The following is a 25,383-nucleotide window of genomic DNA, read 5'->3' as shown; positions in this document are numbered from 1 at the left end:
AAGGGAATCTGCGTTCGCAGTCTCACCACCATCAGGCAAATTGACATAACGTTATTCCCTTGACACCGCTTCGCCAACGCCAAGTAGACTGGCCTATCAGCCGAAGCAGCATTCCGTAAAGATCAGGAGAAGCATGCATCCCTCACGTCGTCTCTTCCTGCAGCAGTCCGCCGCCGTCAGCCTCTCCTCCCTGTTGCCCCTCCGTTCTGCGTTCGGCGAAACCAGCATGCCCATCGGAATCCAGCTCTACACCGTGCAGGACGAGCTGAAAAAGGACGCCGTCGCCACCCTGCACGCCCTCGCCAAGATCGGCTACCGCAAGGTCGAGTCCTTCCCACTCCAGGACATCACCGCCGCGCAGATGCGATCCATGCTCGACGACGCAGGCCTCAAATGCCCCAGCGCACATCTCTTCTTCGGCATGGCGGACAACGCCCAGCTCTTCGACCAGGCCAACGCCCTCGGCGCCAACTACGCCGTCAGCTCCGTCCTCCTTCCCAACACCATCCAGGGCGCCGACCTGCCGAAGATGATGGACATCATCAAAGCCTTCACCCTCGACGACTTCAAAAAGATCGCCGCCAAAGCCAACGAGATCGGAGCCCAGGCCCAGAAGGCCGGCCTCCAGTACGCCTATCACAATCACAACTTCGAGTTCCGCGACTACGGCGGCCACACCGGCTACGAGATTCTGCTCAAAGAAACCGACCCCAAACTCGTCAAGTTCGAACTCGACTGCGGTTGGATGGTCACCTCCGGCAACAACCCCATCGACTACTTCAAAAAATATTCCGGCCGCTATCCCCTCATGCACGCCAAAGACTTCCCCGCCGGCACTCCCGTCACCACCACGCTCGGCGTCGACCCCAACCACCGCCCCACCGAGATCGGCCGCGGCCACATCGACTTCAAACCCATCATCGCCGCCGCAGAGAAGTCAGGCCTCCAGCACATCTTCGTCGAGCAGGACCCACCCATCGAAGGAATGACCTCGCTCGAAGCTGTAGGCGTCAGCTACGAGGCACTCCGTCCCCTCGTTTAAACGAAAGAAAAGATCATCGCTGTAAACGCATCGCTCGAACAAATCTGCATCCTACAGCCAGCAACGCTCCAGGGGGAAACATGGGAACCGAGGAATTAGAACTAGCCGAAAATCGCCGCTCTATGAGCAAGCTGATCCTGTTCGCAACCATCGCATCGGGAGTCATCGCAGCCTACCTGATGTACCGCCGCGGCGAACCGCTGGGAACCATCGCGAAGCAGGCCATCACAAATCCCATCGGCTCACTGATGACCGAAGTAAAAAACAAGCTCTAAACACCTCAAACCCGGGTTGGGAAGATTCGGGTGCCTTGCGTCTCGACCCTGGAACCTGTCCAGAAACTAAACAATGCGTCATCGCCATTGGAGCTAATAAAATGCGTCATCTCGACCGGAGCCGTGCGGTCTTATCGCACGGCGTAGTGGATTGCGGCCACAACTCTTAGTTGCGCGAACCGATTCATGCTGCGGTATCCGTCAAGACCCCCGCATTTTGCGTTTGCAGTTCCTTGTTCACTCAATAAAGTCGGCTAGTCTTTACAAGCTCTCCTGAACTCTTAGACCAGTTCTGAGACATCAGATTCAGCTACATCACCGCGCCAAGCAAAACCAACAAACAAATCTACTTAACAAAACCAATCTACGTCGCCGTGTCCAGGTGAAAGGACTCCGTATAAGCCTCCACCGGATACCCCTTCTCTTTCCACGCCGTAATGCCGCCTCGCAGCATCTTCACTCGTGTAAAGTTCAGCGCCCGGGCCTTTCCTAACACCATCCTGCTGGTCTCATGGTCCCCGCCCGTGCAGTAGATCACCGAGTTCTGGTCGCGAGAAAACGCAGCTGTATGCTCAGCGATGTCCTTGGGCGCGATCCTCGTCGCACCGGGAATAATCTCCGGATGCGCCAGAAAGTCCAGCGGCTGGCGCACATCGTAGAGCAGAATCTTCTTCGCCTTCAGCAGCGCATACAAAGCCTCAGGCTCAATGCTCTTCTCGCGAACCTCGCGCCGGGCAAGAACGCGCCGCACGAGGAACCCCAGGACCAGAACGCAAAGCACCGCCACAACGATAGCCGTCACGCTCATCCTGTCCTCCACGTCTCCGGATTAGACGTACGCAACCGAAAGCGAGTTGTTGCGCCGCTAATTCAACCGGGAAAAGGTACACAAGTCACGAAGTGACCGCCCCACGCGAAGTGGGCCCGTCCGGCAGGACACGTTCTTCTTCTAAAACATAGGCCTCTTAGGTTTCCCCACCAGCGGAGTATTCAGCAGCCTGATCAAAGGCGCCGCAACCTTGAACCGCTCCACCACATCCTTCAGCAGCCCCGCCGAAGTCGCCCGCTCCACCGGCAGAGTAGCCGACAATCCCCACTGCCTGCACATAATCAAATCGATAGCCGGATCATCCGCAGCAAACCCCTTCGGCGGCCGCGTCAGCGAAAGAGTCTCCGTCTCCTGCATCAGCGACCGCAGCTTCTTCCCCGCCATGATCTTGCGAAACTCCAGATGATGATCCACCAGGTGTCGTCGAATGGCCAGCAACTGCTCCCGCTCCGGCATATAAACTCCCGCAGCGATCAGCACATCAGTCGAGCTCACCTGTAGATAGAACCCACCCCCCGAGGTCTTCTGCAATCCATCCCTAGCCCACCACGCCGACACATGATGCTTGTAAGGCCGCTTGTCCTTACTGAAGCGAATGTCGCGATAGATCCGCATCAGGATCTTGTTGGCTGGCCGCACGTGCTCCAGCGAAAACTCCGCCATCGCCTCATTCACCTCGCCGATAAGCGCCAGCATCGGCTCCTTCAGCTGCTTCTCGTAGACGTCCTTCCGTTCCCCAAACCACTCGCGGTCGTTGTTCTTCTTCAGCCCCCGCAAAAACTTCAAAGCCTCATTCGAAAACTGTGTCGCCATCCCTCAATCGTAAACGCACTTGCACTTGCACTTGCACTTGCACTTGCCGTTGCCGTTGCCTTTGCACTTGCACTAGCACTTGCGGTTGTAGTTGTTTGCCCTTTTGTTGTCATCCCTGAAGGGGATCTGCGGTTGCCGTTGCGGTTGCCGGTGTCTGTCCCTTTTGCCGTCATCCCGCAGGGATCTGCTGGTGCCTCTGCCTGCCTGCAAAAATAAAGTTGGAAAAGCTGGCGCATTTTTAGCGCGGAAAAACGATGGTTTTAAACACCACGTTTACCACGCAAACCACCACGATCACACCAGCAAAAAACCACGTCCTGCACCACGCTTTTTCGCAAAAACCCCTGAAAAACGCCACAAAGCACCACACCGATTTTTTTCCCGCTACCATAGAAAATCCAAGGAAAAAATCCAGGTGAGCGACTCCAACCCCAACTCCGGCTCCAGCTTCCTCTCCGAAGAATCCGAAGACACCATCGTAGCCATCTCCACCCCACCCGGCCGCGGCGGCATCGGCATCGTCCGCCTCTCCGGTCCCGCCGCCCGCGCTATCGCCGAACCCCTCCTCAAACTCCGCCACCCCCTCGCCCCCGGCCAGGCGCGCTTTGCAGAAATCCTTGATTCCACAGGAGAAATCCTCGACGAAGCCGTAGTCACCTACTTCCAGTCTCCCCACTCCTACACCTCTGAAGACGTAGTAGAGATCGGCGCCCACGGCTCCCCCGTCCTGCTCGACCACCTTCTCCGCCAATGCGCAGCCCATGGCGCCCGCCTCGCCGAACCTGGCGAATTCACCCAGCGAGCCTTCCTCTCCGGCCGCCTCGACCTCACCCAGGCCGAAGCCGTCCACGACCTAATCGAATCCATCACCCTCCACCAGGCCCGCATCGCCGCCCAGCAGCTAGGCGGATCGCTATCGCGCCAAATAACCCCAATAAAACAACGACTTATAAGCCTCATCGCCGCAATGGAAGCTGGCATCGACTTCGCCGAAGACGACATCGATCTCCTCCCACAGGCCCAAATCACCACCCAAATCGAAGCGATCCAGGCCCCCCTCACCGCACTCGAGCACTCCTTTTCCTACGGCCGCATCGTCCGCGAAGGCTTCTCCATGGCCATCGTCGGCCGCCCCAACGTCGGTAAATCCTCTCTTTTTAATCGTCTGGTCGAACGCGACCGCGCCATCGTCACCGCCGCGCCGGGCACAACCCGAGACCTGGTCACAGAACGCGTCTCCCTTGACGGCATCCCAGTCGAACTCATCGATACCGCAGGCCTGCGCGACTCCGCTGACGAGGCCGAGTCCATAGGCATCAAGAAATCTCGCGAAGCCATGTCAGAAGCCGACATAGTGCTTCTCGTCCTCGATGCCACTGCGGCGCCACACGAAGAAGATAAAGCAACGGCAGCCGCTTTAGCGGGCCGGCCTTTCCTTATTGTTATCAACAAACAAGACCTCGAACACCCGGAATCGCAGATCCCGGAAACTGCTCTTCAAATGGTTCGGACGTCTGCGCTGACCGGATCGGGTATCCCGGAGTTACGTCGCGCAATCCTGTCGCTGATGACGAAGGAGATCCCAAACATCGAAACCGCAGTTCTAACAAACCAACGGCAACAGCAATCAATATCGGACGCGTTGGCAGCTCTTCATCAAGCACGGCGCGCGGCAACCGCAATCATCCCTCACGAGATGATCCTTCTGGATCTCTACGAAACTCTTCGCGCTCTCGATGCATTCACGGGTTCTACAACGAGCGACGACATACTGAACCTCATCTTCAGCAAGTTCTGCATTGGAAAATAACTTTATCTAAACGGCAGTTCGTGTCGATGCCACGTGATGGAACAACTACCCTAGGATCGAATTCAGCGGGTGAAAGTACTGAATACGCGAGCACCAATATCGAAGGTTAGTCGACACTTGTCAGTGGCAGCGGATCGCTTTTTAACGAAATCCTATGTCGCCTGGATGAGGAAGATGATTGGTGTTGCCTGATCGATAATTCGCCCCAGCATACCCGGTTGCGACCAAGCGCCTTTGCCCGGTAGAGCGCCTTATCAGCCGCCTCCAACAGGTCCTCCTTGCAGGTAATGTCGCTCGGGTAGCAGGATGCTCCGCCGCAGCTTACCGTTGAAAGCCTTGGATGGCTGCCGGGCTCAGGGAGCGCTGGAGAACCAGCCACCTCGACGAGCTTGCGGATGCGTTCGGCGACGATCATTGCTCCTTCCTGGGTTGTGCCGGGAAGCAAAACTACGAACTCTTCCCCACCGAATCTGGCTGCGAAGTCGTCCTTGCAACGCAGACCTTGCAGCAGCAAAGAAGCAACTCGCACCAGGACGCGGTCGCCGTACAGATGTCCGCGGGTGTCGTTTGTGAGCTTGAAGTGATCGATGTCGATCACGATGGCGGATAAGCATGAGCCGGAGTCGACAGACTCGCTCCACAGTTTGGCAAACTGCAGCTCGTAAGCATGCCGATTGGCCAGTCCAGTCAGGCTATCGATGCTCGAAATTCTTTGCAGCTCAACGTTCAGGAAGGAGAGCTCTTTGCTTTGGATCTCGCTACGCAGCCGCATCAGGAAGCCTAGTCGCTCTTCTCTGCCGGTGCTGTAGTTCGCAATCACGGTCATCGAGATGGCGCAGACCGCCAGAGTGATTCCGAGCAGCTTCTCCGAAGAGTTCAGGAAGTGATCGTGTTGAATGAAGACAAGATCGCTTGCCAGCATAATGGCCGATGCGCTGAGAGCGTAAAAGAACTGAAGCCGCATCACGACATTGACAAAGATGACCGCGACAATCAGGCCTACTTGAGCGTACGCGGAGGAGGGCGCATTTTTATTGCTCTCGATGTAAAGATGCATTACTCCTATAAGACAACTCACTGCGGCGATGCTTGTTTCGCGATAGATCTTGTTTGGACTCCAGCGCATGCTGACATTAATCAGAAGGGCGAGAGGCGTGACAATGCACAGGCGGAGTTGCACCGGAAGCCATGAGCCGCCCCCCTGAAGAACGTGGTCTACAAGGACATAGATATTGAAGAGGCCAATCGCTACCAGGCCTTCGAGCCAGAGGCGTTCGGATCGTCGAGCGAGCGTCGACTGCTCGAAGGCGTTCTCAAGAGGCCCCGGCAGCGACAGTCGCTGAAACCCTCTTCGTGAAAGCCGCTCGACCTGCTGAATCGCGAGCTCGTGAATGGAAGTGCTCGGCATCTAAAGTCGCCTCTTCCCCTGCGGTCCGTCTTGCTCCCTTGAAGGTCCGTAGCTTCTACAGCGGCAATTCAGGGACAATTCGTAACCAAAATGATGCTGCCTGCATGTTACTAAAGCGGAAAACGAAATATACCTGCAATTACGAGGGTTACATGGTACTTCCGTGTCATTCGCAGAGTCCGCTCTGGTGCTATCGACCGTTCGCGGCTTCAGACGACGAGTAGGTTGTCGATCAGACGCGTGCGGCCCACATAGGCTGCCACTGCGACGAGCGCGCCGCTCTCCGCAGATGTCGCGGGGAGAAGCGATCGGGCGTCGACGATGGCGAGGTAGTCCACCTTTACGCCCGTTGCCGTCTCCAGAGTGGTTCGTCCAATCTGTAAGAGCGTTGAGCTACGACGTTCGCCTTGGGCGATGCTCTGCTCGATTGCAGTGAGCGCACGATGCAGGACTAATGCCTGTTCGCGCTCCGGAACGCTAAGGTATCTATTTCTGCTGCTCAGAGCCAGGCCATCGGAGTCTCTCACGATAGGGCAACTCACCAGCTCCAAGTCGAAGTTGAGGTCCTGAACCATCTGTCGCAGAACAGCGATCTGCGCGGCATCTTTCTGACCAAAGTAGGCGCGATGCGGGGCGACGATATGAAAGAGCTTGGCAACAACGGTGGCTACCCCGGTGAAGTGTCCTGGGCGGGAGGCTCCGTCCAAGCGGTCGCCGATGCCGGATACGGTAATGGTTGTTACAGCGCCGCTGGGGTACATCTCCTTTGCCTCGGGGGCGAACAGGATGGCTACTCCTTCCGCCTCGAGCTGTCTGCAGTCTTCCTCGAAGGTTCGTGGATACTGGGCGAAGTCTTCTCCGGGCGCGAACTGGAGGGGATTGACGAAGATGGACGCCACGACAGTCTGGCATTCAGAGCGGGCTCGCTGGACCAGGGAGAGATGACCTTTGTGAAGCGCACCCATCGTCGGCACAAAGCCTATTGAGACGCTTTGCGTCCGGAGTTCGCGGCAGATGCTTTGCATCTCCGCAACACTCTTCACGATCTTCATTGAATGACAGCTCCTCTTGGCCGCATTGCTGCGGGTTCTCTAAATCTTCTGATCTTCTTCAGACAGACGCGCACCACCACCGATAGTCTCGAACCGATGGGCTCGATTCGACATCGAGATCGTTCTTGTCTGGCGATGCGGTCTGGCGGTTACCCCACTGCTTCGATCGGTTCGGCCGGCTCGGCTGATTCGGTCGATTCATTCATCAGTTCGCGGACCTCGCGCGAGAAGTGGTAGCTTTCGGCGTCCGCAGGGAAGGTTCGGGCTTCGACGTCGTGCCGGTACTCCTCCAACGCCTTGCGCATGACTCCTGCCACGTCGGCGTACCGTCGAACAAACTTTGCCGGAGGCGAGAAGGTCATGCTCATCATGTCGTGGAGGACGAGGATCTGTCCGTCGCAGTCGGGGCCGGCACCGATTCCGATGGTGGGGATGCGGAGCTCTTCGGTGATAATGTGGGCGAGTTCGCGGGGCACACCCTCGAGGACGATGGCGAAGCAGCCTGCCTCCTCGAGAGCGAGCGCGTCGGTGCGCAGCTCGTCGATCGCCTGCATCGTCTTGCCCTGTACTTTGTAGCCTCCCATGCGGTGGACGCTCTGGGGAGTAAGTCCGATGTGTCCCATGACAGGGATCTCGGCGGCGGTGATTCTGCGGATGAGCTCGGCGCGTTCGCGGCCACCTTCGAGCTTGACGGCTTCGGCTCCGGACTCCTTGACGAAGCGGATTGCGTTGGCTAGGGCCTCGCGGTCGTCGGTGTGGTAGCTGCCGAAGGGCATGTCGGCCACCAGCAGGGCGCGTCTTACGGCACGTCGCACGCCGCGGGTGTAGAGAAGCATCTCGTCCATGGTGACGGCGAGGGTGTTTTCGTGTCCCTGCATGACCATGGCGAGCGAGTCGCCTACGAGGACGACGTCGAGGCCAGCCTCGTCGACGAGCCGGGCGCTGGCGTAGTCGTAGGCTGTGATGGCGCTGATGGGCCGGCGGAGGAGTTTCTTTTCGAGGAGGGAGGGGACGGTGACTTTGGGGGTGGAATCGGCCTGTCGCCCACCTTGGGCGCCGGCTCGTTCCGTTGAGAACGTGGTCAGACTCATTGCAATCTCCAGTGCAGCTCCGCCGCGCTTCGTCTCGTGAGAGGCGACTTTGGCTGGATACCACCTGTCCCAGCAGATGCCTGGGGCGGCTTAAACCTTACGCGTCTTGTAGGTAGGATGGCAAGAGGGTGATGGGTCGCTGCCGTGTACTCGGGAGGTCCCCCCATATTACCCGCGTGTAACCCTTTTATTATCAACGGTTTACGGGAGATTATCCCTCGCAAATATATCATCCTAAACGGGTTATCCGCAGATAATTGGAAACAAAGGGTTAGAGTGTTTTCGGCACTTGCGGGGTGTCGGAACATCCCACACAATCTGACCGTTTCAATTGTAGCGGTTTAGGTGAAACTAATGCGCAAGGGGTAAGTTTCTGATTGCAGGTGGTTTGGTTGGGATGGGGGCTTGACATCCATTTGTGGGGGAAGAGTTATGGGGGTGAGGAGAGGAAGAAATGAGAACAGCCGGGTTCTTCCCCTGCGGCAAGCTCGGGTTGTGGGTCAGTATGAAATCAAGCAGGCTGGGAAGGACAACCAACGAGCAGGCAGCGGTATCGCGTCCCACCCTTCGCAAAGTCTCGAAGGATGGGGCACCCGATCATTGCAGGCTGTTTGAAGATTTCGAAGTCGTATTCAGGCGCGGCCGCGGGCGGAGCCTGGGGGTGGGGGGTAGTTGGGCTTGAGTTTTACGGGTTCGACGATCTCGGGTTCGAGGGCGATGGGGCGGTGGGCGGCGACCAGCTCGGCGATGGCGAATTTTAGCGGCTCGATGCCCTCGCCGGTGACGGCGGAGATGACGAAGAAGGGCAGCTTGCGGCGCTTGGCCATGGCGGTGAGTTTTTTGAGCTTGTCGGGATTGGCGACGTCGGCTTTGGCGGCTACGAGGATGGTCGGCTTGGCGGCGAGCGCGGGGTCGAAGCTCTTGAGTTCGTCGGTAATGACCTTGTAGTCGGCGACGGGGTCGGGACGGGCGGTGCCTTCTGCGGCGCCAGCGTCGGAGACGTCGACGAGGTGGACGATGACGCTGGTGCGCTCGATGTGTTTGAGGAACTGGATGCCGAGGCCAGCGCCGAGGTGTGCGCCTTCGATGAGGCCGGGGAGATCGGCGACGGTGAAGGATTCGGTGTGGGGGAAGTCGCCGACCTGGACGACGCCGAGGTTGGGCTCGAGGGTGGTGAAGGCGTAGTTGGCGATCTTGGGTTTGGCGGCGGAGAGTCGCGAGATGAGGGTGGACTTGCCGACGTTGGGGTAGCCTACGAGACCGGCGTCGGCTAGGAGACGGAGCTCGAGGCGGTAGGTGCGCTCTTCGCCGGCGCGGCCGAGCTCATGCTCTCGGGGTGCTTGATGGGTGGATGTCGCGAAGTGCTGGTTGCCGCGCCCGCCGCGCCCGCCTTTGGCGATGACGATGGTCTCGTTGGGGCGGGCAAAGTCGTGGATGAGCTCGCCGGTGGCGTCGTCGTATACGAGGGTGCCTACTGGAACCTTGAGGGTGATACTTTCGCCGGCATAACCGGAGCAGTTGGAGCCGAGGCCGTGGCCGCCGCGCTGAGCCTTGTGCTCGGGGTTGAAGCGGAAGTGGACCAGGGTGTTGTGGCTGAGGGAGGAGGACATGAGGACGTCGCCTCCGTGGCCGCCGTCGCCGCCGGAGGGGCCGCCCTTGGGGACGAACTTTTCGCGGCGGAAGGCCATGCAGCCGTTGCCGCCGTCGCCGGCCTTGATACGAATTCTTGCTTCATCAATAAACATTTCTATTAACAGTGTACAAGTTTTCGCGCGTGGCGCGGATGGTGCGGGCGAGCGCGAGGGGATGTGATGATCCACGGGTGGTCGCGCAGGAGCTTGTAAAAACAGCATTTTACAAATCGTAATCCCATGTTAACGGCGCTATGCGAGTCTGAGAGAACTTGCGACACAAGCAGAACTTGGCTCGCAGCAGACGCGGAACGATGTGCAGTCTGCAGGGCGAAACAAAATTCAGGAGACCAGATGAAGATTTCGAGATGGATGTTGCGGGGCGCGCTGATTGCGACGTTCTGTGCGGTTACAGGGTTGCAGGGTTACGGGCAGTCGGCAGTCGATGGTGCGATTGGCGGAACAGTAGAGGATGCGAGCGGTTCGGCGATTAGCGGCGCGGTGGTGGTGGTGCGTTCGAACAAGACGAACGCTGAGCAGAATATAAAGGCCGATGATTCGGGCGTCTTTCGGGCGATCCATCTGCAACCCGCAACCTACACGGTTACGATTACTGCGCCTGGATTCCAGTCCTATCGGTCTGGCGAGGTGATCGTTGAGGTTGGCTTGCTGACCGACATCTCTCCCAAACTTCCTCTGGGCAAGGCGAGTGAGACGATTGAGGTGACCAGTGAGGCACCAGCGCTGAATACGACGTCTCCTGATTTTTCCGGAGTGATCGATCAGAAACAGTTGCAGGATCTTCCGGTGAACAACTACCGTTGGTCGGCTTACGCTTTGCTCACGCCGGGAGTGGTTGCCGACTCGAGCGGGTTCGGGCTTTTGAGTTTTCGCGGGCAGAGTACTTTGCTGAATAATGTAACCATCGACGGAGCAGATGACAATCAGGCCTACTTCTCTGAAGAGCGTGGACGCACACGCGCAGGCTATTCGACGGCGAAGGCTTCGATTCAGGAGTTCCAAGTCAATACTTCGAACTACACGGTGGAGTATGGCCGGTCCGCCGGCGGCGTTGTGAATTCGATCACGAAGTCAGGCGGCAACCAGTTTCACGGCGAGGCGTACTTTTACGATCGCGATGCGGAGTGGGGCGCTGCGAACGCGTTTACGACAAAGACCGAGCAGCTGGTTCCGAATGGGCCTTTTACGTCGGTGAACTTCAAGCCGACCGATCGACGCAAGCAGTGGGGAGGGGCTGTTGGCGGTCCGATCTTTCGAGACAAGCTGTTCTTCTTCTTTGCGGCTGATCGTTTTCAAAGGAACTTCCCGGCGGTCGCGGCGGCAAGCAACCCCACAAGCTTCTTTGCCACTCCTGATGCGGCGCTTCCGGCGGGTCAGGTGTGCGGCGGAAAAGGAGCGACGGCGCCAAGCACGATCGACGCGGCGGCGTGTACGCTACAGACCAACCTGAAGCTGGCCAGCTATGGCGCTGCGGCGACGGACTACGTCAATGGTCTTTCAGGATTGAATACGCTGCTCGGCAATGTGCCACGTGCGGGCGATCAGACGATTTTCTTTCCTAAGGTGGACTGGCAGATCAACGGAAAGAATCATGCTTCGTTTGAAGTGAACCGGCTGCGGTGGATCTCGCCGGCTGGAATTCAGACTGGCGCGACGGTCTTCGATGGTTCGCATAGCTTTGGCAACGATTATGTGCGCGATACGTTCGGCATCGCGAAGCTGGATACGGTAATTACGAACAACATCAGCAACGAAGTCCGCTATCAGTATGGGCGCGACTTTGAGTTCGAGTTTGCGCAGGATCCGTCGACGTACGAGACGTCGAACCTGGTGGGCCCGACGTCGGGCGGCTATACCAATCCCTTTGGGGGGCTTCCACCCAGTGTTGCAATTACTAACGGCTTTACGTTTGGGACGCAGACGTTTCTGCAGCGTGCTGCGCTGCCGGACGAGCGCCGCAATCAGGTTGCCGATACGGTGAACTGGAATCGTGGAAACCACAGCATCAAATTTGGCGGCGACTACATCCACACGTACGACCTGATCAACAACCTTTTCGCACAGTATGGCGGATATAGCTATTCCACGCTGACGAATTATCTAACGGACCTATACCTCTCGCAGAATCCTGCGACGGTTCCGCAGGCTCATAACTACAGCTCGTATACGCAGGGCTTCGGTATTCCTGGCCTCAACTTCACGACGGGCGACTATGGGTTCTTCCTGCAGGATGAGTGGAAGCTGAATCCACGGCTGAGCTTGACCGGCGGCATTCGGTATGAGTATGAACAGTTGCCGTCGCCAGTCAGCAATCTTATTGTTTCCTCGATTCCGCAGACGGGGTCGCTGCCTAGCAACAAGAGCAACATCGGTCCGCGAGTTGGCTTTGCCTATGATGTGTTCGGAAGCGGCAAGACGATTCTGCGAGGAGGTTATGGAGAGTTCTTCGCTCGCGTGATCAACTCGACGATCTATAACGCGCTGATCAATACGGGCTCACTCAACGGGCAGCCGAGCTTTAGCTACACGTCGACTGCGGCGGGTGCGCCGGTGTTTCCAGAGGTGATTCCGGCATTGGTCAACACGGGGACGCCCCCGAACTCGACGTTCTTCGACAAGAACTTCAAACTGCCCGAGATTCACCAGGCTGACCTGACGGTTGAGCAGGACCTTGGCTGGAACACGGTGTTGAGCGTGACCTGGTTGGGGTCGTTTGGGCGGCGTCTGCCGAGTTTTGTCGACCTGAACCTGCCTGCTCCGACCAGAGTGACCTACACTGTGGTGGATACGTCGGGGAAGGGGCCGCTGCCGAATGGCTCTACTTTTACGTCGAACTTCTTTGCGAAGAGCACGGTGTCTTCCAAGATCTGTCCGAGTCAGCGTACGGATTGCAACTTCGGATCGAAGACGAACATCTTCAGCGGAGTGAACTCGAACTACCAGGGTCTAGTTGGTCAGATCTCGCACCGTCTTACGCACAACCTGCAGTTCAGCGCGAACTATACGTGGTCGCATGCCTTGGATTACGGCGAAAACAACCAGACTGGTACCTCTGCAAATGCGCTGGTGGATCCGACGAATCTTCGCGGGGAGTATGGAAACTCCAATCAGAATGTTCCGAACCGATTTGTGCTGACTGCGGTGGCGACGTCGCCGTGGCGCTTTACGGGTTGGAAGAGTTATCTGCTGAACGACTATGAAGTTTCGCCAAACTTCTCGGCGCAGAGCGGGTTGCCTTATTCGCTGGCTACCAGCGGGACACTGTCGACCGGTCTTATTAATGGCGCGCAGTTGAATGCTGTGGGCAGCGGTGTGAACGGATCGGGTGGAACTGGTACTGGCAACGGAAATTTCCGGCTGCCGGGGTTTGAGCGCAATGGGCTTCGGCTGCCGAGTACGAATGTGCTGGATCTTCGGCTGTCGAAGAGGTTTACAGTTGCTGAGCGGTTGAAGCTGGAGTTGCTTGGCGAGAGCTTCAACATTTTGAACCGTCAGAACGTCACATCGGTGAATACGACTGGGTACTTCATCGGAACTACGACCAATGCGGCAAAACAAGTGACGGGGAACCTGCTGACGTTCAACACGAGCAGCGCGAACTCGGCGTTGCCATTGTTTGGTTCCGTGACGAACTCGAATGCCAGCGGGTTTACTTACACTCCCCGCCAGGTTCAGTTGTCGGTTCGGGCGCAGTTCTAACCCTAGTGTCACTTTGTGAGGGCGGCGGCTTCGGCTGTCGCCCTTTTTGGGGTTAACACGGAAGTGGCCTTTCATAATTGCGGCGTCTCCGGCTAATCTCATAGTGTTCCGTTTTTTTTTTGCGTGGTGTGGAACAGCTTGTGGCTGCGACGCTTTGCCTGGACAGCGAGAGGGCATGGCGAGCTTACTTTTCCATCTTCCCGTGGTTGCGGCGTAGAGCGGTACAGAATCCGCGGAGAGTGCATGTCGTTCTGTCTGGGACGCGCGAGGTTGAGCGCGGGTGTGAGGAACGTGGTCCGGGCCTGCTTGCTGTGGTGTAGTGCCGCTGCTGCCTTGGGGGGGTGCGCGTGGGGACAGACGGCGGTCGATGGCGAGGTCAGCGGATATGTGGTGGATGCGACGGGCGCTGCACTCAAGGGCGCAGTGGTGCAGGTGCAGAATCTCGCCAACGGATTGACTGCGGTTGCGAAGACCGAGGACAGGGGAGAGTTTGTGGTGACGCACCTGCCAGCGGGAGAGTACCGGGTGGTGGTGGGCTATGAGCAATTTGCGAATCTGACGCTGGAGCCGGTGGTGGTGGAGATTGGCGGGGTGACCTCGGTGGAGGCCAGGCTCAAGGTTGCCGGGGTTGTTAGTTCGGTGAACGTGGCCGCGATGCCGGAGCCGGCTACGGTGAGCGTCGACGAGGTGGCATCAACGGCTACGGCCAGCGTCGTGACCCAGGAGGAGATGGAGCGAACGCCGGTGAATGGGCGGCGATGGCAGGACTTTGCGCTGTTGACGCCGACGGTCAACGCCGATCCCGAGGGGGATGGGTTGTTGAGTTTTCGCGGGGTTGCTTCGACGCAGAACAGCAGTCGAGTCGATGGCGGAGATGACGACCAGAGCTTTGGCGCGGTGCCGCGTGGGACGGGCGGAGAGAGTGCCGCGGAGATAGAAGACGCGGCGGAGACTGGATCGTCAAAGCGAGTGAGTGCGGGCAGTGTGGATGGGGGCGGCGGGTACGGGCGTCATGCGGGTGCGGCTTACACGTTTTCTCAGGAGGCGATAAAGGAGTTTCGTGTGAGTGGGCAGAACTACTCGGCGCTGTATGGGCATGCGGCGGGAGGAATTATTACGACCGTGTCGAAGAGTGGAGCGAATACTTTGCATGGGACGGGTTTTTACCTGGTTCGGTCGAGTGCGTTTGGCGCGACGAATCCCTTTTCGATTGCGACGACCTATGTGGGCGGTGTGAGCACGAGCACGGCGGTGAAGCCAAGCGACCTTCGGCAGCAGTTTGGAGGCAGCGTCGGCGGGGCTGCGGTGAGGGACAAACTCTTCTACTTTTATACCTACGATCAGCAGGTGCGGTCGTTTCCGGCGGTCTCGACTCCCGCTGATCCGAACTTTTATCTGCTGACGCCTATGCAGAGTGCACTGCTGGGCAATCGGGGCGTGACACCGGCGAAGGTAGATGCTGCGTTGAACTATCTCGACAGCCTGACGGGAACTGTGGCGCGGCGGCAAGATCAGACGATCAACTTCGGCAAAGTGGATTGGCAGGCAGCGGCGCGACATCGGTTGAGTGTGCAGTATGACCGGGCGCGATCGAGTTCTCCGTCCGGGGCGCGATCTGCGCCGGTGGTGGATCTGGGAGCCGGAAGCCTGGGGAGCCGTTATGCGAAGGTGGATTCGGTGCTGGGGCGATGGATGTGGACGGTGTCGCCGAAGCTGAGCCACGAGCTGCGCGTGCAGTATGGGCGAGACCTTCAGTATGAGACGGCTTCGAAGCCGCTGCCGCAGGAGCCGGCGGTGGGTCCCGATGGATATGCTCCCGTGATTGCGATTGGACCGGATGGATTTACGTTCGGCACTTCGACCTCGCTGGGGCGCACGGCGTATCCGGATGAGAACAAGGTTCAATTGGCCGATCTGTTGACGGTCGTGCGGGGGCGTCATCAGATCCAGGCGGGGGTCGATGTCAGCTTTGTTCATGACGATATTTCGAGTCTCAATAATCCGCAGGGAGCGTTTCACTACGACAGCGGGATCACTTCGGGACGCGCGGGCGGGCTGGTGGATTGGATTACGGACTACACCTTCGACGTGAACGCGTATCCGAATGGCGGTTGTCCGTCGATCACGGCGGCGGTGCATGATTTCTGCTTTCGCTCTTTTACGCAGAGCTTTGGGCAAAAGGCGGTGACGTTCGACACGCAGGAGTGGGCGGGATTTTTGCAGGATGACTGGAGGGTAAGGCGAGGGCTGACAATAAGTGCCGGATTGCGTTACGAATATGAGCTTTCTCCGCTGCCGCAGCAGCCCAATGCGACGCTCGACGCGGTGTTTGGACAGAAGGGCGCAACGAGTGTGTTCCCGGAGGATCGCAATAACTTTGGCCCGAGAGTGGGGGTGTCCTGGGAGCCGTTCGGCTCGGGCCGGGGGACGGTGCGGATTGGGTACGGCCTGTTTTATGGCAGGCTGCCCGGCGCCACCTTGAGCAGCGCGTTGACCAGGACTGCGCTGCCCTCTTCTACGGCCAGCGTTTTGATCTTACCGACGACGGTTACAAATTGTCCGCAGATTGCGAATCAGGGGTTTGGCTATGCCTGCTCGTATGTGACGACGCCACCGGCAGCTGTGGGGAAGACGACTTCGGCGATGGTCTTCGATCGGAGATTTCGGCTGCCAGCGGTGCAGCAGGGGAGCTTTTCGATTGAGCGCGAGGTGGGCGCGGGGATGATTGCGAGTGCGACGTATCTGTTGAATCTTGACCGGCAGCTGCCGAACTCGGTAGATATTAATATTGCGCCGGCGGTTGCGACGAAGGAGTTTCAGCTGCAGGGCGGGACGGGCGCAGTGGGGGTTCGGGATGGTGAGACGTTTGTGGTTCCGGTCTATTCGCAGAGGCTGAATACGAACTTTGGACCTGTAACCGATATTGTTTCAAATGCAAACGCGAGTTATAACGCGCTGGTGCTGGAGGGGCGGCGCCGGAGCCGTGGGGGCGTGGAGTTCAGTGCGAGCTGGACCTGGGCCAAGGCGATTGATTATGGACAGAGCGGTGGCGCGATTCCGCGGACGAATGCGCAGTTCGATCCGTTCGATGTGCGGTATGACAAGGGGCTCTCGGCGCTGAACTATCCGCATAAGTTTGTGGCCAGCGTGGTGTGGGAGCCGAGGTTTACGATCGAGCAGCACTGGCTGAGGAGCACGGTGAATGGCTGGGCAGTGGCGCCTATTTTTACGGAGACGAGTGGGAGGCCTTACAGCCCGGATATCTTTGGCGGCACGCGGCTGACCGGGGGACATGAGAGCATCAACGGCGCGGGCGGGGCGACGTATCTGCCGACGGTGGGGAGAAATACGCTGCGGCTGCCGGATACGGGGCGCGTCGATCTGCGATTGACCAAGGCGGTGCGGGTGAGCGAGGGCGTGAAGGTGCGTGGGGTTGCGGAGGCGTTCAATTTGACGAACCGGGAGAACTACTCGGCGATTATGCAGCGCGCGTATCTTGTGGGCACGGAGGTGAATGGGGTTACGCCGCTGGTGTTTCAGAATGCTGCAACGGTTGCGGCGGAGGGGCTGAATGTGCGGCCGTTCGGGACGTTTACGGCGGCGTCGACGGGACAGTCGCCGGAGCGGCAGGTGCAGTTGGGGTTGAGGGTGGAGTTTTGATGGGGCTTTAGAAGAGATGTCCCGCCGGACGTGCCCACTGCGCTCGGCCACCCCACAAACGAAGACCTGTTTGTGGGGACCCAGGTTCAGGCGGTCACTTCGTGAGTTGTGTACCTTGTTTGGGCGAGGCGAGCTGCTTCGGTCCTCCCGTTGGTCGGAGTTGGACCTAGTGCTGTGAGAGGGAGAGGGTGTTGCCGTCGGGGTCGGCGAACCAGGCTACTTTTGCGGCGCCGCCGGGCGCGGTCCAGACGCCGTCGGGACTTTGCTCGAAGTGAGGGTAACGGGTGAATGTCAGGCCTTTGGCGGTGAGGTCGGCTACGGACTGGTGGATGTCCTGGACCTCCCAGCCGAAGATGGTGAAGGGCGCGGGAGTAAAGTTGCCGACGCGAACGATACGGATCATGGTGCCGTTGGCTTCCATGACGAGCGCGAATTTGTCGTCGTCGATGAAGCGCAGACCGAGGAGGCCCTCGTAGAAGCTGCGGGACTGAGCGGCGTCGCGGGTGGGGATGAAGGCGATGATGGGAGTTTGGCCTAGCATGGGGAACCTCGATGGATGGCTAGTTTATAGCGATTTTGCGTTGCGGTGGGTGAAAGATATGTCCTGCCGGACGGGCTCCCTGCGCGGGAGGCGGTCACTTCGTGACTTGTGATTGCTTCGCGTGGGCCCTCCCATTGGTCGTATGGGAGAGTTGGGTTAGTGGTGGTCGGTTTGTTGAAGGGGATTTGCGAGCCTCTGACCTTCCTGCGGTTGGGCAGAGCTGTCTGGACGGGAGGCGAAGCGGGTGGTGGGGAAGGCGGCGGGATAGTTCTGCTGGATCCAGGCGGTCATCTTTTCGCGGACGAGACAGCGGAGGTCGAAGTTTTCGCTGGAGTTGCGCGAGCTCATGAGGCAGCGTAGCTCCATCGAGCGGTCGGTGAGGTTGGTGACCTGGAGGCCGCAGACTTGTTTGTTCCAGAGCGGCGAGGGGTGGACGATGGACTCGAGTTGCTGGCGGAGGGCCTCGACGGGGATGGAGTAGTCGACGTAGAGGAAGGCGGTGCCGAGGATGTCAGAGGACTCGCGGGTCCAGTTCTGGAAGGAGTTTTCGATGAAGTAGCTCAAGGGGACGATGAGGCGGCGGAGGTCCCAGATGCGGATGACGACGTAGGCGGAGTTGATCTCTTCGACGCGGCCCCACTCGCCCTGGACTACGACGACGTCGTCGATGCGGAGGGGCTCGGTGACGGCGATCTGCAGGCCGGCGAAGAAGTTTGCGGCGGTGGATTTGGCGGCGGTCGCGATGATGAGTGAGGCGATGCCGGCGGAGGCGAGAAGGCCGGAGCCGTAGTGCCAGATGCGCGGGTCGTTGAAGGTCCAGAGGAGGGCGCCGATGTCGATGATGACGACGAAGCTGATAAGCATGCGGCGGAAGAGCTGGAACTGGGTGTGGACCCGGCGGGCCTGGATGTTGTTTTCGGCGTTGAGGTCGTAGCGCCGCAACATGATGGACTGTAGGACGTAGATGCAGCCTACGGCGAACCAGCCGATGGAGGCGACCATCGCCATGATGAGGCCTTGGCGGATGGTGTCTTCGACCTTGTCGGGTAGGCTGGGTACGGCGGGGAGGATGAGGAGGAGGCAGGTGAGGAAGAAGATGGCGCGGGCGGGTTTGCCGAGGTAACGCTGAAGGCCCCAGCCGAGGCTTTTGCTCTCCTCTTCTTTGCGGCGCAGAAGGCGAAAGAGGGCATAGTGGATTACATTTGAGAGCACGATCGCAGCGCAGAACAGGAAGATGACGAAGAACCAAGTGTGGCGGAAGTGAGGAAAATCCAGCGCGAGTAGACATGCATTTGGGATCGTGAGGCTGGCCGGGCTGAGCGCGAGTTGGTTCAAGGTTGCTCCGTCTGCTTCGCTGTTTAGATGCAACGAAGCTGAGGGCAGTTTAATATCCGGTGGCTCGGCGGCGTGTAACGGCACTATTTATGTTGAAGGTAGTCGAGGCCGTCGAGGACTGCCTTTTCGAGGGCGATGCGCTGGTCGGAGTAGGAGTGGTCGGTTGCCATGTGGATGACGGTGATCTCCTGGTTGCCGGTTTTGCGGAGGGCCTCGACGAAGGCGTCGTTGGAGGGTGCGAGGCCGTCATCGGAGGTGATGACGAGCATGGGTCGGGTGGCTAGCTTTGGAGCGAGCGCGGGGATGTTCCATGCGGTTGCGTTGACGACGACCTCTTTGGCGAGGCTTTCGGGGGTGCATCCGGCGAGCGGGGCCATGCCTTCGGCGGCAAGGTGTGCGGCGAGCGCGGAGATGGCTGCGTCTCTCTGGTCGGATTTGATGGATTGAGCTCTGTCGACGCCCATATCGGCTGCGGAGATGAGGCCGACGGCTTTGATGGCGGGATCTTGCGCGGCGACGTAGCGGGCTAGGAAGCCGCCCATGCTGTGGCCCACCAGAACGATGGACGATGGGTCGGCATGTAGCTTCTTTGCGTTTGCGGGGTCGCGCAGGTAGGCGATGGCGGATTGGGTGTCTTCTATGGAGTGGGTGAAGGAGAAGTCGCCGGGGGAACCCCAGGAGCCGCGGTAGTCGAAGTAGACGACGTCCCAGCCGTCGCGGCGGATGGCCTGGGCGAGATCGAGATTCTTCTCGTTGCCGGGGAAGCCGTGAAGGAGAAGGACTACGGGATGTGGGGCGGGTCCGGGCGCGATGTAGGCGAGTGCATTGAGGAGCGCGCCGTGGCTGGGGATCTGAAAGGTGGCAAAGGCTGACGGGTTGGTTTTGTCCGGCGCGGGATCCGTGGTGATGGCTGAGTAGAGACCCCGGCTGTTTTGGCTCGCGGTTGCGGTCGTTTGAGCGCACGCCGGGAGGGAGGCAAGTAGAAAGGTCGAGAGTACAAGTTGTCGCAATGTCATGCGGTGATTGTATGGCGGTGGGCGTGTAGGGAAGAAGGTTGAATTTGGTTGCGAAGAGAAGAGATTCGAGGGGAGAGAGATGCACCCATGCGGATGATGCTCAGCCTATCCGCATGGGGTTTGATTATTAGAGAATGTGGGTCAGAGTTTACCGGCGGCGTGGAGTTTGGCGATCTCGTTGCGAACACCGTCCAGACCGGAGTGGGAGTAGATGGTGTAAAGGCGTTCGGCGGAGTAGTTGCTGAGGACTACGTTACGGAAGCGGTTGTTGTAGACGGCTGTCTGGGTGGGGTCATAGCCGAAGGCTGGGGCTAGCTGGGCGAGGACGAGCTGGTCGGCAGCGACTGCCGGACCGGAGAAGGTGAAGTCGGCGTCGGATAGATTGTGGAGCTCGTATTCGGTGAGGATGTTGGTCTGGCCTGCCGCGAGGAGGTCGACCTGACCGGTCTGGCGGAGGGCGGGAAGGCGAAGGTTGCCGTGGCTGTCGGTGATGAGGTAACCCTTGGCGACGAGGTCGAGGCGGGCGATGATAGCAGCGGCGCGGATCCAGTTGACGACCTTGAACTCATTTCCGCTGGTAGGGGCGGAGTGGGCTGAGGCTTGGGTGATGATGAAGGCTGGGGAGAAGCCGCGGAGCATGGATTCGGCGATGGAGAGGATGTGGTGGCCGCCGGTGCGGGCGTCGCCGGCTGCACCGTAGTTGTCGAGGCCAGCGCCGCTGCCGCCGATGGAAAGCTCAAGAAACTCGGAGCCGTCGGCGTTCCATTGGAAGACGATGCTTTTGGCCCAGTCGTGCCAGAGGGGTGCGCCGAGGAGGAGGTCGTGGTCGAGCTTCAGGGCGTTCGGGGAGGGGTTGTCGGGGTGAGGCAGGTAGATGCCGAGGATGTTGAGGGCGGCGGTACCGGTGGCAGGGTCGGTGCTGCCGTAGACGTGGGCGTACTCCTCGCCGAGGTTGATGTCGGCGGTGTCGTTATTGGACTCATGAACGGGTAGACCGCCTGGGTAGGAGTGGTGGCTGCCGAAGGCGCTTCCGGGAGCGGACCAAAAGGACTGGGGGAGCTGGGGGCAGGCGCTGGGGTCGTGAAGGACTGGCGGAAAGACTCCGGCGAGAAGTCCGCCGGGGAAGGTAGTGTCGTCGGCGCGGTTGAGGAGGCCCTGGGCGAGGAGTTCAGCGACGATGTTCTGCTTATCAGCGAGCTTGAGGTTGGCGCGGTGGAGGATGCAGGTGTTGGGGTTGGCGAGGGCGTCCAGTGTCTGGTAGCGCAGGTTCGAGTCCTTCAGGAGGAAGGTCTGGCCGATGAGAAAGTCGTAGGCGCTTTGGACGAGAGGGGAGGCCTGGGCGGTTTTGACGGCCTGAGCGTTTCCGGGGCCGGGGATGGTCTGGTTGGGGACCGTCTGATTCTGTGCGAGTGCCGAGGAGGACAGAATAAGTACGGCGCATAGGAGGGTGCTTGATCGGGGTCGAAGCATGATGAGTCCTTCTTTCTGAGTTACGGGATTGTCTGAGCGACATGCGGACGGTAGCAGTGGTGGATGACTATGGGTTGAGCGGATGTTGAATTGGAGGTGAAATCCCCGCGGTGGCTTTGGTGGGTAGAGCTTTGGTGCGTGGAGGTAGATGCGGCGATATCATTGAAGATGGCGGAGGCTTCTCGATTGAAGTTAAGGAGGTCTCTCGGGAGTCTGAAGCCTTGTGAGTCTGGAGCGTACTCCGGCGCTGGTGGCCGGTGACGGAAAGAGCAACGTTATTGGTTCTTCGCATACGCAGGGCCGATAAGGCTGCAATGGAGTGCTGATGATGTTTACCGAGAAGTTTGATGTGGTGGTGGTGGGTGCGGGGCACGCTGGGTGCGAGGCGGCGATGGCGGCTGCACGGATGGGGCTGCGCACAGCGATCTTTACGTTGAATCTGGATTTGATTGCGCAGATGAGTTGCAACCCTGCGATTGGCGGGATTGCGAAGGGTCACCTGGTGCGCGAGGTGGATGCGCTGGGCGGGGTGATGGGCGAGGTTGCCGATGCTACAGGGATTCAGTTTCGGCTGCTGAATACTTCGCGTGGGCCGGCGGTGTGGTCGCCGAGGGCGCAGTGCGATAAGGCGCTGTATCGCGTGAAGATGCGTGAGGTGCTGGAGGGGCAGAAGAATCTGTTCATCAAGCAGGCTGAGGTGGTGGACCTGATTGTGGAGGACAGCGTCGCCTCCGACGAGAGAGAGACAGAAGCAGATCCCTCCGCTGCGCTGCGGAATGACAACAAAAGGTCAATAGGATCTCCGCGAAGGGTGGTGCGGGGGTTGAGGCTGCGGGATGGGCGGACGATTCATGCTGCGGCGACGATTGTTACGACTGGAACGTTTCTGAATGGGTTGATTCATTGCGGGGAGCAGCAGTATACGGCGGGGCGGAGTGGCGAGCCGGCTAGTGTGTTGCTGGGGGAGGCGTTGAAGCGGCTTGGGCTGCGGGAGTGCAGGTTGAAGACGGGGACGCCGCCGCGGCTCGACGGCCGCACGATTGACTGGAGTCAGTTTCAGGAGCAGCCGGGAGATGAAGATCCGACGCCGTTCAGCTTTCGCACGAAAGAGATTCCGCTGCGGCAGATCAACTGCCATATCGCGCATACGACGCCGGACACGCTGCGGCTGATACGGGAGAATGTGCATCGGTCGCCGATGTATACGGGGCAGATTGAGGCGATTGGGCCGCGGTACTGTCCGTCGATTGAAGATAAGATTGTGCGGTTTCCGGAGAAGACGCGGCACCAGTTTTTTCTGGAGCCGGAGGGGTTGAATACGCATGAGGTCTACATCAACGGCATGAGCACGAGCCTGCCGATGGAGATTCAGGCGGCGATGGTGCGGTCGATACCGGGGCTTGAGAACGCGGAGATGTTGCGGCCGGGATATGCGATTGAGTATGACGCGATCGATCCGACGGAGCTGGATCGTACGCTGCGAGTGAAGTCGTTTGCCGGGCTTTATCTTGCGGGGCAGATCAATGGCACGAGCGGATATGAAGAGGCTGCGTGTCAGGGTTTGATGGCGGGGATCAATGCAGCTCTGGCAGTGCGGGGTGAGGATGGCTTTACGCTCGATCGGACGGAGGCTTACACGGGGATTTTGATCGACGATCTGATCAGCAAGGGTACGAATGAGCCTTACCGGATGTTTACTTCGCGAGCTGAGTTTCGGCTGCACCTGCGGATCGATAACGCGGATAGCAGGTTGACTCCGCATGGAAGGCGGATGGGGCTGATCGATGATGCGGCGTGGGCGGAGTATGAGGCGAAGCAGGCTCGGGGGGCGGCGTTTGAGAGGCTGTTGGGTTCGGCGCATGTGCGGGCGGAGGAGTTGCCGACTGCGTTGCGGGAGAGGCTGGATGGCGATGCGGCTGGGGTTAGTGGACAGACGTTTGCGCAGCTTTTGAAGCGGCCTGAGGTGCCGATCGAAGAGGTTGCCCCGGTGCTTCGGGAGAGATTGCGGGATGGGGATGAGGCGCTTGGGGGTTGGGTGGCGGCGATGGATGCTGCTGGGGATTCGAAGCTGCCAGCGTGGGTTCGGAATGAGATGAAGACGGTGGAGACGGAGATCAAGTACTCGGGGTATCTGGACCAGCAGCGGCGGTCGATGGAGAAGATGCGGCGGGCTGAGAAGCGGGCGATTCCGGGGTGGTTCGATTACTCGTCGGTGAGCGGGCTTTCGAGCGAGATGAAGGAGATTCTTTCGCGGGTGCGGCCGCAGACGATTGGGCAGGCTAGCCGGATTGCTGGGGTTACGCCTGCTGCGGTTAGTTTGATTCATGTCTATATCGAGATTCAGGGTAGGGCTCGGGTGGCTTAGTTTTTTCTTTTTAGTCCGTCAAGGCTGGTCCTGCCGGACGGGCGCCCTGCGCGGGCGGCGGTGACTTCGTGACGGGTATACCCCTTCGGTCGGGCCTCCCGTTGGTCGGCTGCATTGAAATGTAACCGCTGGTGGGGTTTGGGCGTCCAAGGTGGGAAGGGTTGGTGCAGGATGAGTTCTACTTTGAAGACAGGTTTGATTGTGCTGGCTGTGGTGGTGGTTGCTTTGATCTTGTTTGGAAGGGGGAAGAGCATGGTGATGGGGGCAGAGAGGAAAGAGCCGATTCCGGCTCCTGCGATGGATGAGCCGCATGTTGCGGCAACGCATGAGACTGCCGTGTTTGCGGGTGGCTGCTTCTGGGGCGTGCAGACGGTGTTTCAGCGGGTGAAGGGGGTTACGGCTACGACTGCGGGGTATTCGGGTGGATCTGCGTCTACCGCTACTTATGACCAGGTTTCTTCGGAGGGGACGGGGCATGCGGAGTCGGTGAAGATTGTGTTTGATTCGGCGAGGGTTAGCTATGGAACGCTGCTGCGGATCTTCTTTTCGGTGGTGCATGATCCTACGCAGCTGAATCGACAGGGACCGGATGTGGGGACTTCTTACCGGTCGGTGATCTTTTATACGTCGCCTGAGCAGGAGAAGGTGGCTAAGGCCTATATTGCTCAGCTGGATGCGGCGCATGTGTTTCCCAAGCCGATTGTGACAGAGGTTACGCCGCTGAAGGCTTTTTATGATGGCGAGGACTATCACCAGGACTATGCGGAGAAGAATCCTAACAATCCGTACATTCAGGTTTGCGATGTGCCGAAGATGGCGGCTTTGAAGCAGCAGTTTCCTGATCTTTTTCAGGATTACAAGCACAAATAATTTTCGGCCGGTGGAGGGGCGTTTTTGCGGGGGTTTTCGCGAAAACGTGGTGTTTGTTTGTGGTGTTTTGTGTGGCTGGATGTGGTGGGATGTGTGGTGAATGTGGTGTTCTGGCACCACACATTTCGGCGCTTAAAAATACGCCAGGGTTTTGAGATGTATTTTGGCTGGGTGGGGGTTCGGGTGAAATGCGGGGGTCTCTCCACTGCGCGGTCCACGATAAGACTGTGGTCCGCTTCGGCCGAGATGACGATTTTTTTGTCGGGGGACAGAAGAGCAAAGAACGGCAAGGGGCGAAATGCGGGGTCTTGACGGATACCGCAGAATGCATCGGTTCGCTGCAACTGAGAGATGTGGCCGCATCCGCTGCGTCACGCGATGAGACTGCGTGACTTCGGTCGAGATGACGATGTTTGGTGGGTGGGCAGAAGAACTAACAACGGCAAAGGCGAAAT

General features: G+C 59.0%; 17 protein-coding genes. 7 read left to right on the top strand and 10 right to left on the bottom strand.

Annotated elements, in window-relative coordinates:
* Nucleotides 1–133: 133 nt before the first annotated feature.
* Together HDF10_RS13280 and HDF10_RS13275 are read left to right on the top strand one after the other, a co-directional pair.
* Nucleotides 134–1,042: a sugar phosphate isomerase/epimerase family protein gene (locus HDF10_RS13280; RefSeq protein ID WP_183814181.1), complete on the top strand. Its 909-nt coding sequence runs from the start codon at nucleotides 134–136 to the stop codon at nucleotides 1,040–1,042.
* A 122-nt stretch (nucleotides 1,043–1,164) separates the two neighbouring features.
* Nucleotides 1,165–1,317 (top strand): hypothetical protein, encoded by a 153-nt coding sequence (locus HDF10_RS13275; RefSeq protein WP_183814180.1) that lies wholly within the window; start codon nucleotides 1,165–1,167, stop codon nucleotides 1,315–1,317.
* A 364-nt stretch (nucleotides 1,318–1,681) separates the two neighbouring features.
* Here the strand turns inward: HDF10_RS13275 and HDF10_RS13270 are convergent, their stop codons facing one another.
* Nucleotides 1,682–2,125, bottom strand: a complete 444-nt coding sequence (locus tag HDF10_RS13270) for a rhodanese-like domain-containing protein (RefSeq protein ID WP_183814179.1) — start codon at nucleotides 2,123–2,125, stop codon at nucleotides 1,682–1,684.
* Nucleotides 2,126–2,266: 141 nt separating this feature from the next.
* Nucleotides 2,267–2,959, bottom strand: coding sequence for a DUF2461 domain-containing protein (locus HDF10_RS13265; protein ID WP_183814178.1), 693 nt, complete (start codon nucleotides 2,957–2,959; stop codon nucleotides 2,267–2,269).
* 415 nt (nucleotides 2,960–3,374) lie between these two features.
* Between HDF10_RS13265 and mnmE the strand changes: the two genes are divergently transcribed.
* Nucleotides 3,375–4,769: a tRNA uridine-5-carboxymethylaminomethyl(34) synthesis GTPase MnmE gene (gene mnmE, locus HDF10_RS13260; protein ID WP_183814177.1), complete on the top strand. Its 1,395-nt coding sequence runs from the start codon at nucleotides 3,375–3,377 to the stop codon at nucleotides 4,767–4,769.
* Nucleotides 4,770–4,875: 106 nt separating this feature from the next.
* On the opposite strand, the gene HDF10_RS13255 is transcribed toward mnmE, so the two are convergent.
* From HDF10_RS13255 to obgE, 4 genes are all read right to left on the bottom strand, one after another.
* Nucleotides 4,876–6,177, bottom strand: a complete 1,302-nt coding sequence (locus HDF10_RS13255; protein WP_183814176.1) for a GGDEF domain-containing protein — start codon at nucleotides 6,175–6,177, stop codon at nucleotides 4,876–4,878.
* A gap of 209 nt (nucleotides 6,178–6,386) precedes the next feature.
* Nucleotides 6,387–7,229 carry a pantoate--beta-alanine ligase gene (gene panC, locus HDF10_RS13250; RefSeq protein WP_183814175.1) on the bottom strand — a complete coding sequence of 281 codons (843 nt, stop codon included), beginning with the start codon at nucleotides 7,227–7,229 and terminating at the stop codon, nucleotides 6,387–6,389.
* A 149-nt stretch (nucleotides 7,230–7,378) separates the two neighbouring features.
* Nucleotides 7,379–8,320 carry a 3-methyl-2-oxobutanoate hydroxymethyltransferase gene (panB, locus tag HDF10_RS13245; RefSeq protein WP_183814173.1) on the bottom strand — a complete coding sequence of 314 codons (942 nt, stop codon included), beginning with the start codon at nucleotides 8,318–8,320 and terminating at the stop codon, nucleotides 7,379–7,381.
* Between the two features lie 632 nt (nucleotides 8,321–8,952).
* A complete protein-coding gene (gene obgE, locus HDF10_RS13240) occupies nucleotides 8,953–10,065 on the bottom strand; it encodes a GTPase ObgE (RefSeq protein ID WP_183814171.1) in 1,113 nt (370 codons plus the stop codon).
* A gap of 240 nt (nucleotides 10,066–10,305) precedes the next feature.
* On the opposite strand from obgE, the gene HDF10_RS13235 reads away from it, so the two are divergent.
* Both HDF10_RS13235 and HDF10_RS13230 read left to right on the top strand, forming a co-directional pair.
* Entirely contained in the window at nucleotides 10,306–13,671 is a 3,366-nt protein-coding gene (locus tag HDF10_RS13235) for a TonB-dependent receptor (RefSeq protein WP_183814169.1), read from the top strand.
* Nucleotides 13,672–13,914: 243 nt separating this feature from the next.
* Nucleotides 13,915–17,331, top strand: coding sequence for a TonB-dependent receptor (locus HDF10_RS13230; RefSeq protein ID WP_183814167.1), 3,417 nt, complete (start codon nucleotides 13,915–13,917; stop codon nucleotides 17,329–17,331).
* Nucleotides 17,332–17,497: 166 nt separating this feature from the next.
* Here the strand turns inward: HDF10_RS13230 and HDF10_RS13225 are convergent, their stop codons facing one another.
* From HDF10_RS13225 to HDF10_RS13210, 4 genes are all read right to left on the bottom strand, one after another.
* Nucleotides 17,498–17,872, bottom strand: a complete 375-nt coding sequence (locus HDF10_RS13225) for a VOC family protein (RefSeq protein ID WP_183814166.1) — start codon at nucleotides 17,870–17,872, stop codon at nucleotides 17,498–17,500.
* A 156-nt stretch (nucleotides 17,873–18,028) separates the two neighbouring features.
* Nucleotides 18,029–19,207, bottom strand: a complete 1,179-nt coding sequence (locus HDF10_RS13220) for a mechanosensitive ion channel family protein (RefSeq protein WP_221271700.1) — start codon at nucleotides 19,205–19,207, stop codon at nucleotides 18,029–18,031.
* A gap of 83 nt (nucleotides 19,208–19,290) precedes the next feature.
* Entirely contained in the window at nucleotides 19,291–20,223 is a 933-nt protein-coding gene (locus tag HDF10_RS13215) for an alpha/beta hydrolase family protein (RefSeq protein ID WP_183814164.1), read from the bottom strand.
* A gap of 141 nt (nucleotides 20,224–20,364) precedes the next feature.
* A complete protein-coding gene (locus HDF10_RS13210; RefSeq protein ID WP_183814162.1) occupies nucleotides 20,365–21,693 on the bottom strand; it encodes a hypothetical protein in 1,329 nt (442 codons plus the stop codon).
* A gap of 325 nt (nucleotides 21,694–22,018) precedes the next feature.
* Between HDF10_RS13210 and mnmG the strand changes: the two genes are divergently transcribed.
* Both mnmG and msrA read left to right on the top strand, forming a co-directional pair.
* Complete coding sequence (mnmG, locus tag HDF10_RS13205) at nucleotides 22,019–24,058, top strand: tRNA uridine-5-carboxymethylaminomethyl(34) synthesis enzyme MnmG (protein ID WP_183814160.1); 2,040 nt, start codon at nucleotides 22,019–22,021, stop codon at nucleotides 24,056–24,058.
* A gap of 252 nt (nucleotides 24,059–24,310) precedes the next feature.
* Nucleotides 24,311–24,928 carry a peptide-methionine (S)-S-oxide reductase MsrA gene (gene msrA, locus HDF10_RS13200; protein WP_406706435.1) on the top strand — a complete coding sequence of 206 codons (618 nt, stop codon included), beginning with the start codon at nucleotides 24,311–24,313 and terminating at the stop codon, nucleotides 24,926–24,928.
* The last annotated feature ends 455 nt before the right edge of the window (nucleotides 24,929–25,383 follow it).

The sequence above is a fragment of the Tunturiibacter empetritectus genome (genome assembly GCF_014201375.1).
GTDB lineage: Bacteria > Acidobacteriota > Terriglobia > Terriglobales > Acidobacteriaceae > Edaphobacter > Edaphobacter lichenicola_D.
This window is presented reverse-complemented; position numbering and strand designations above follow the sequence as displayed.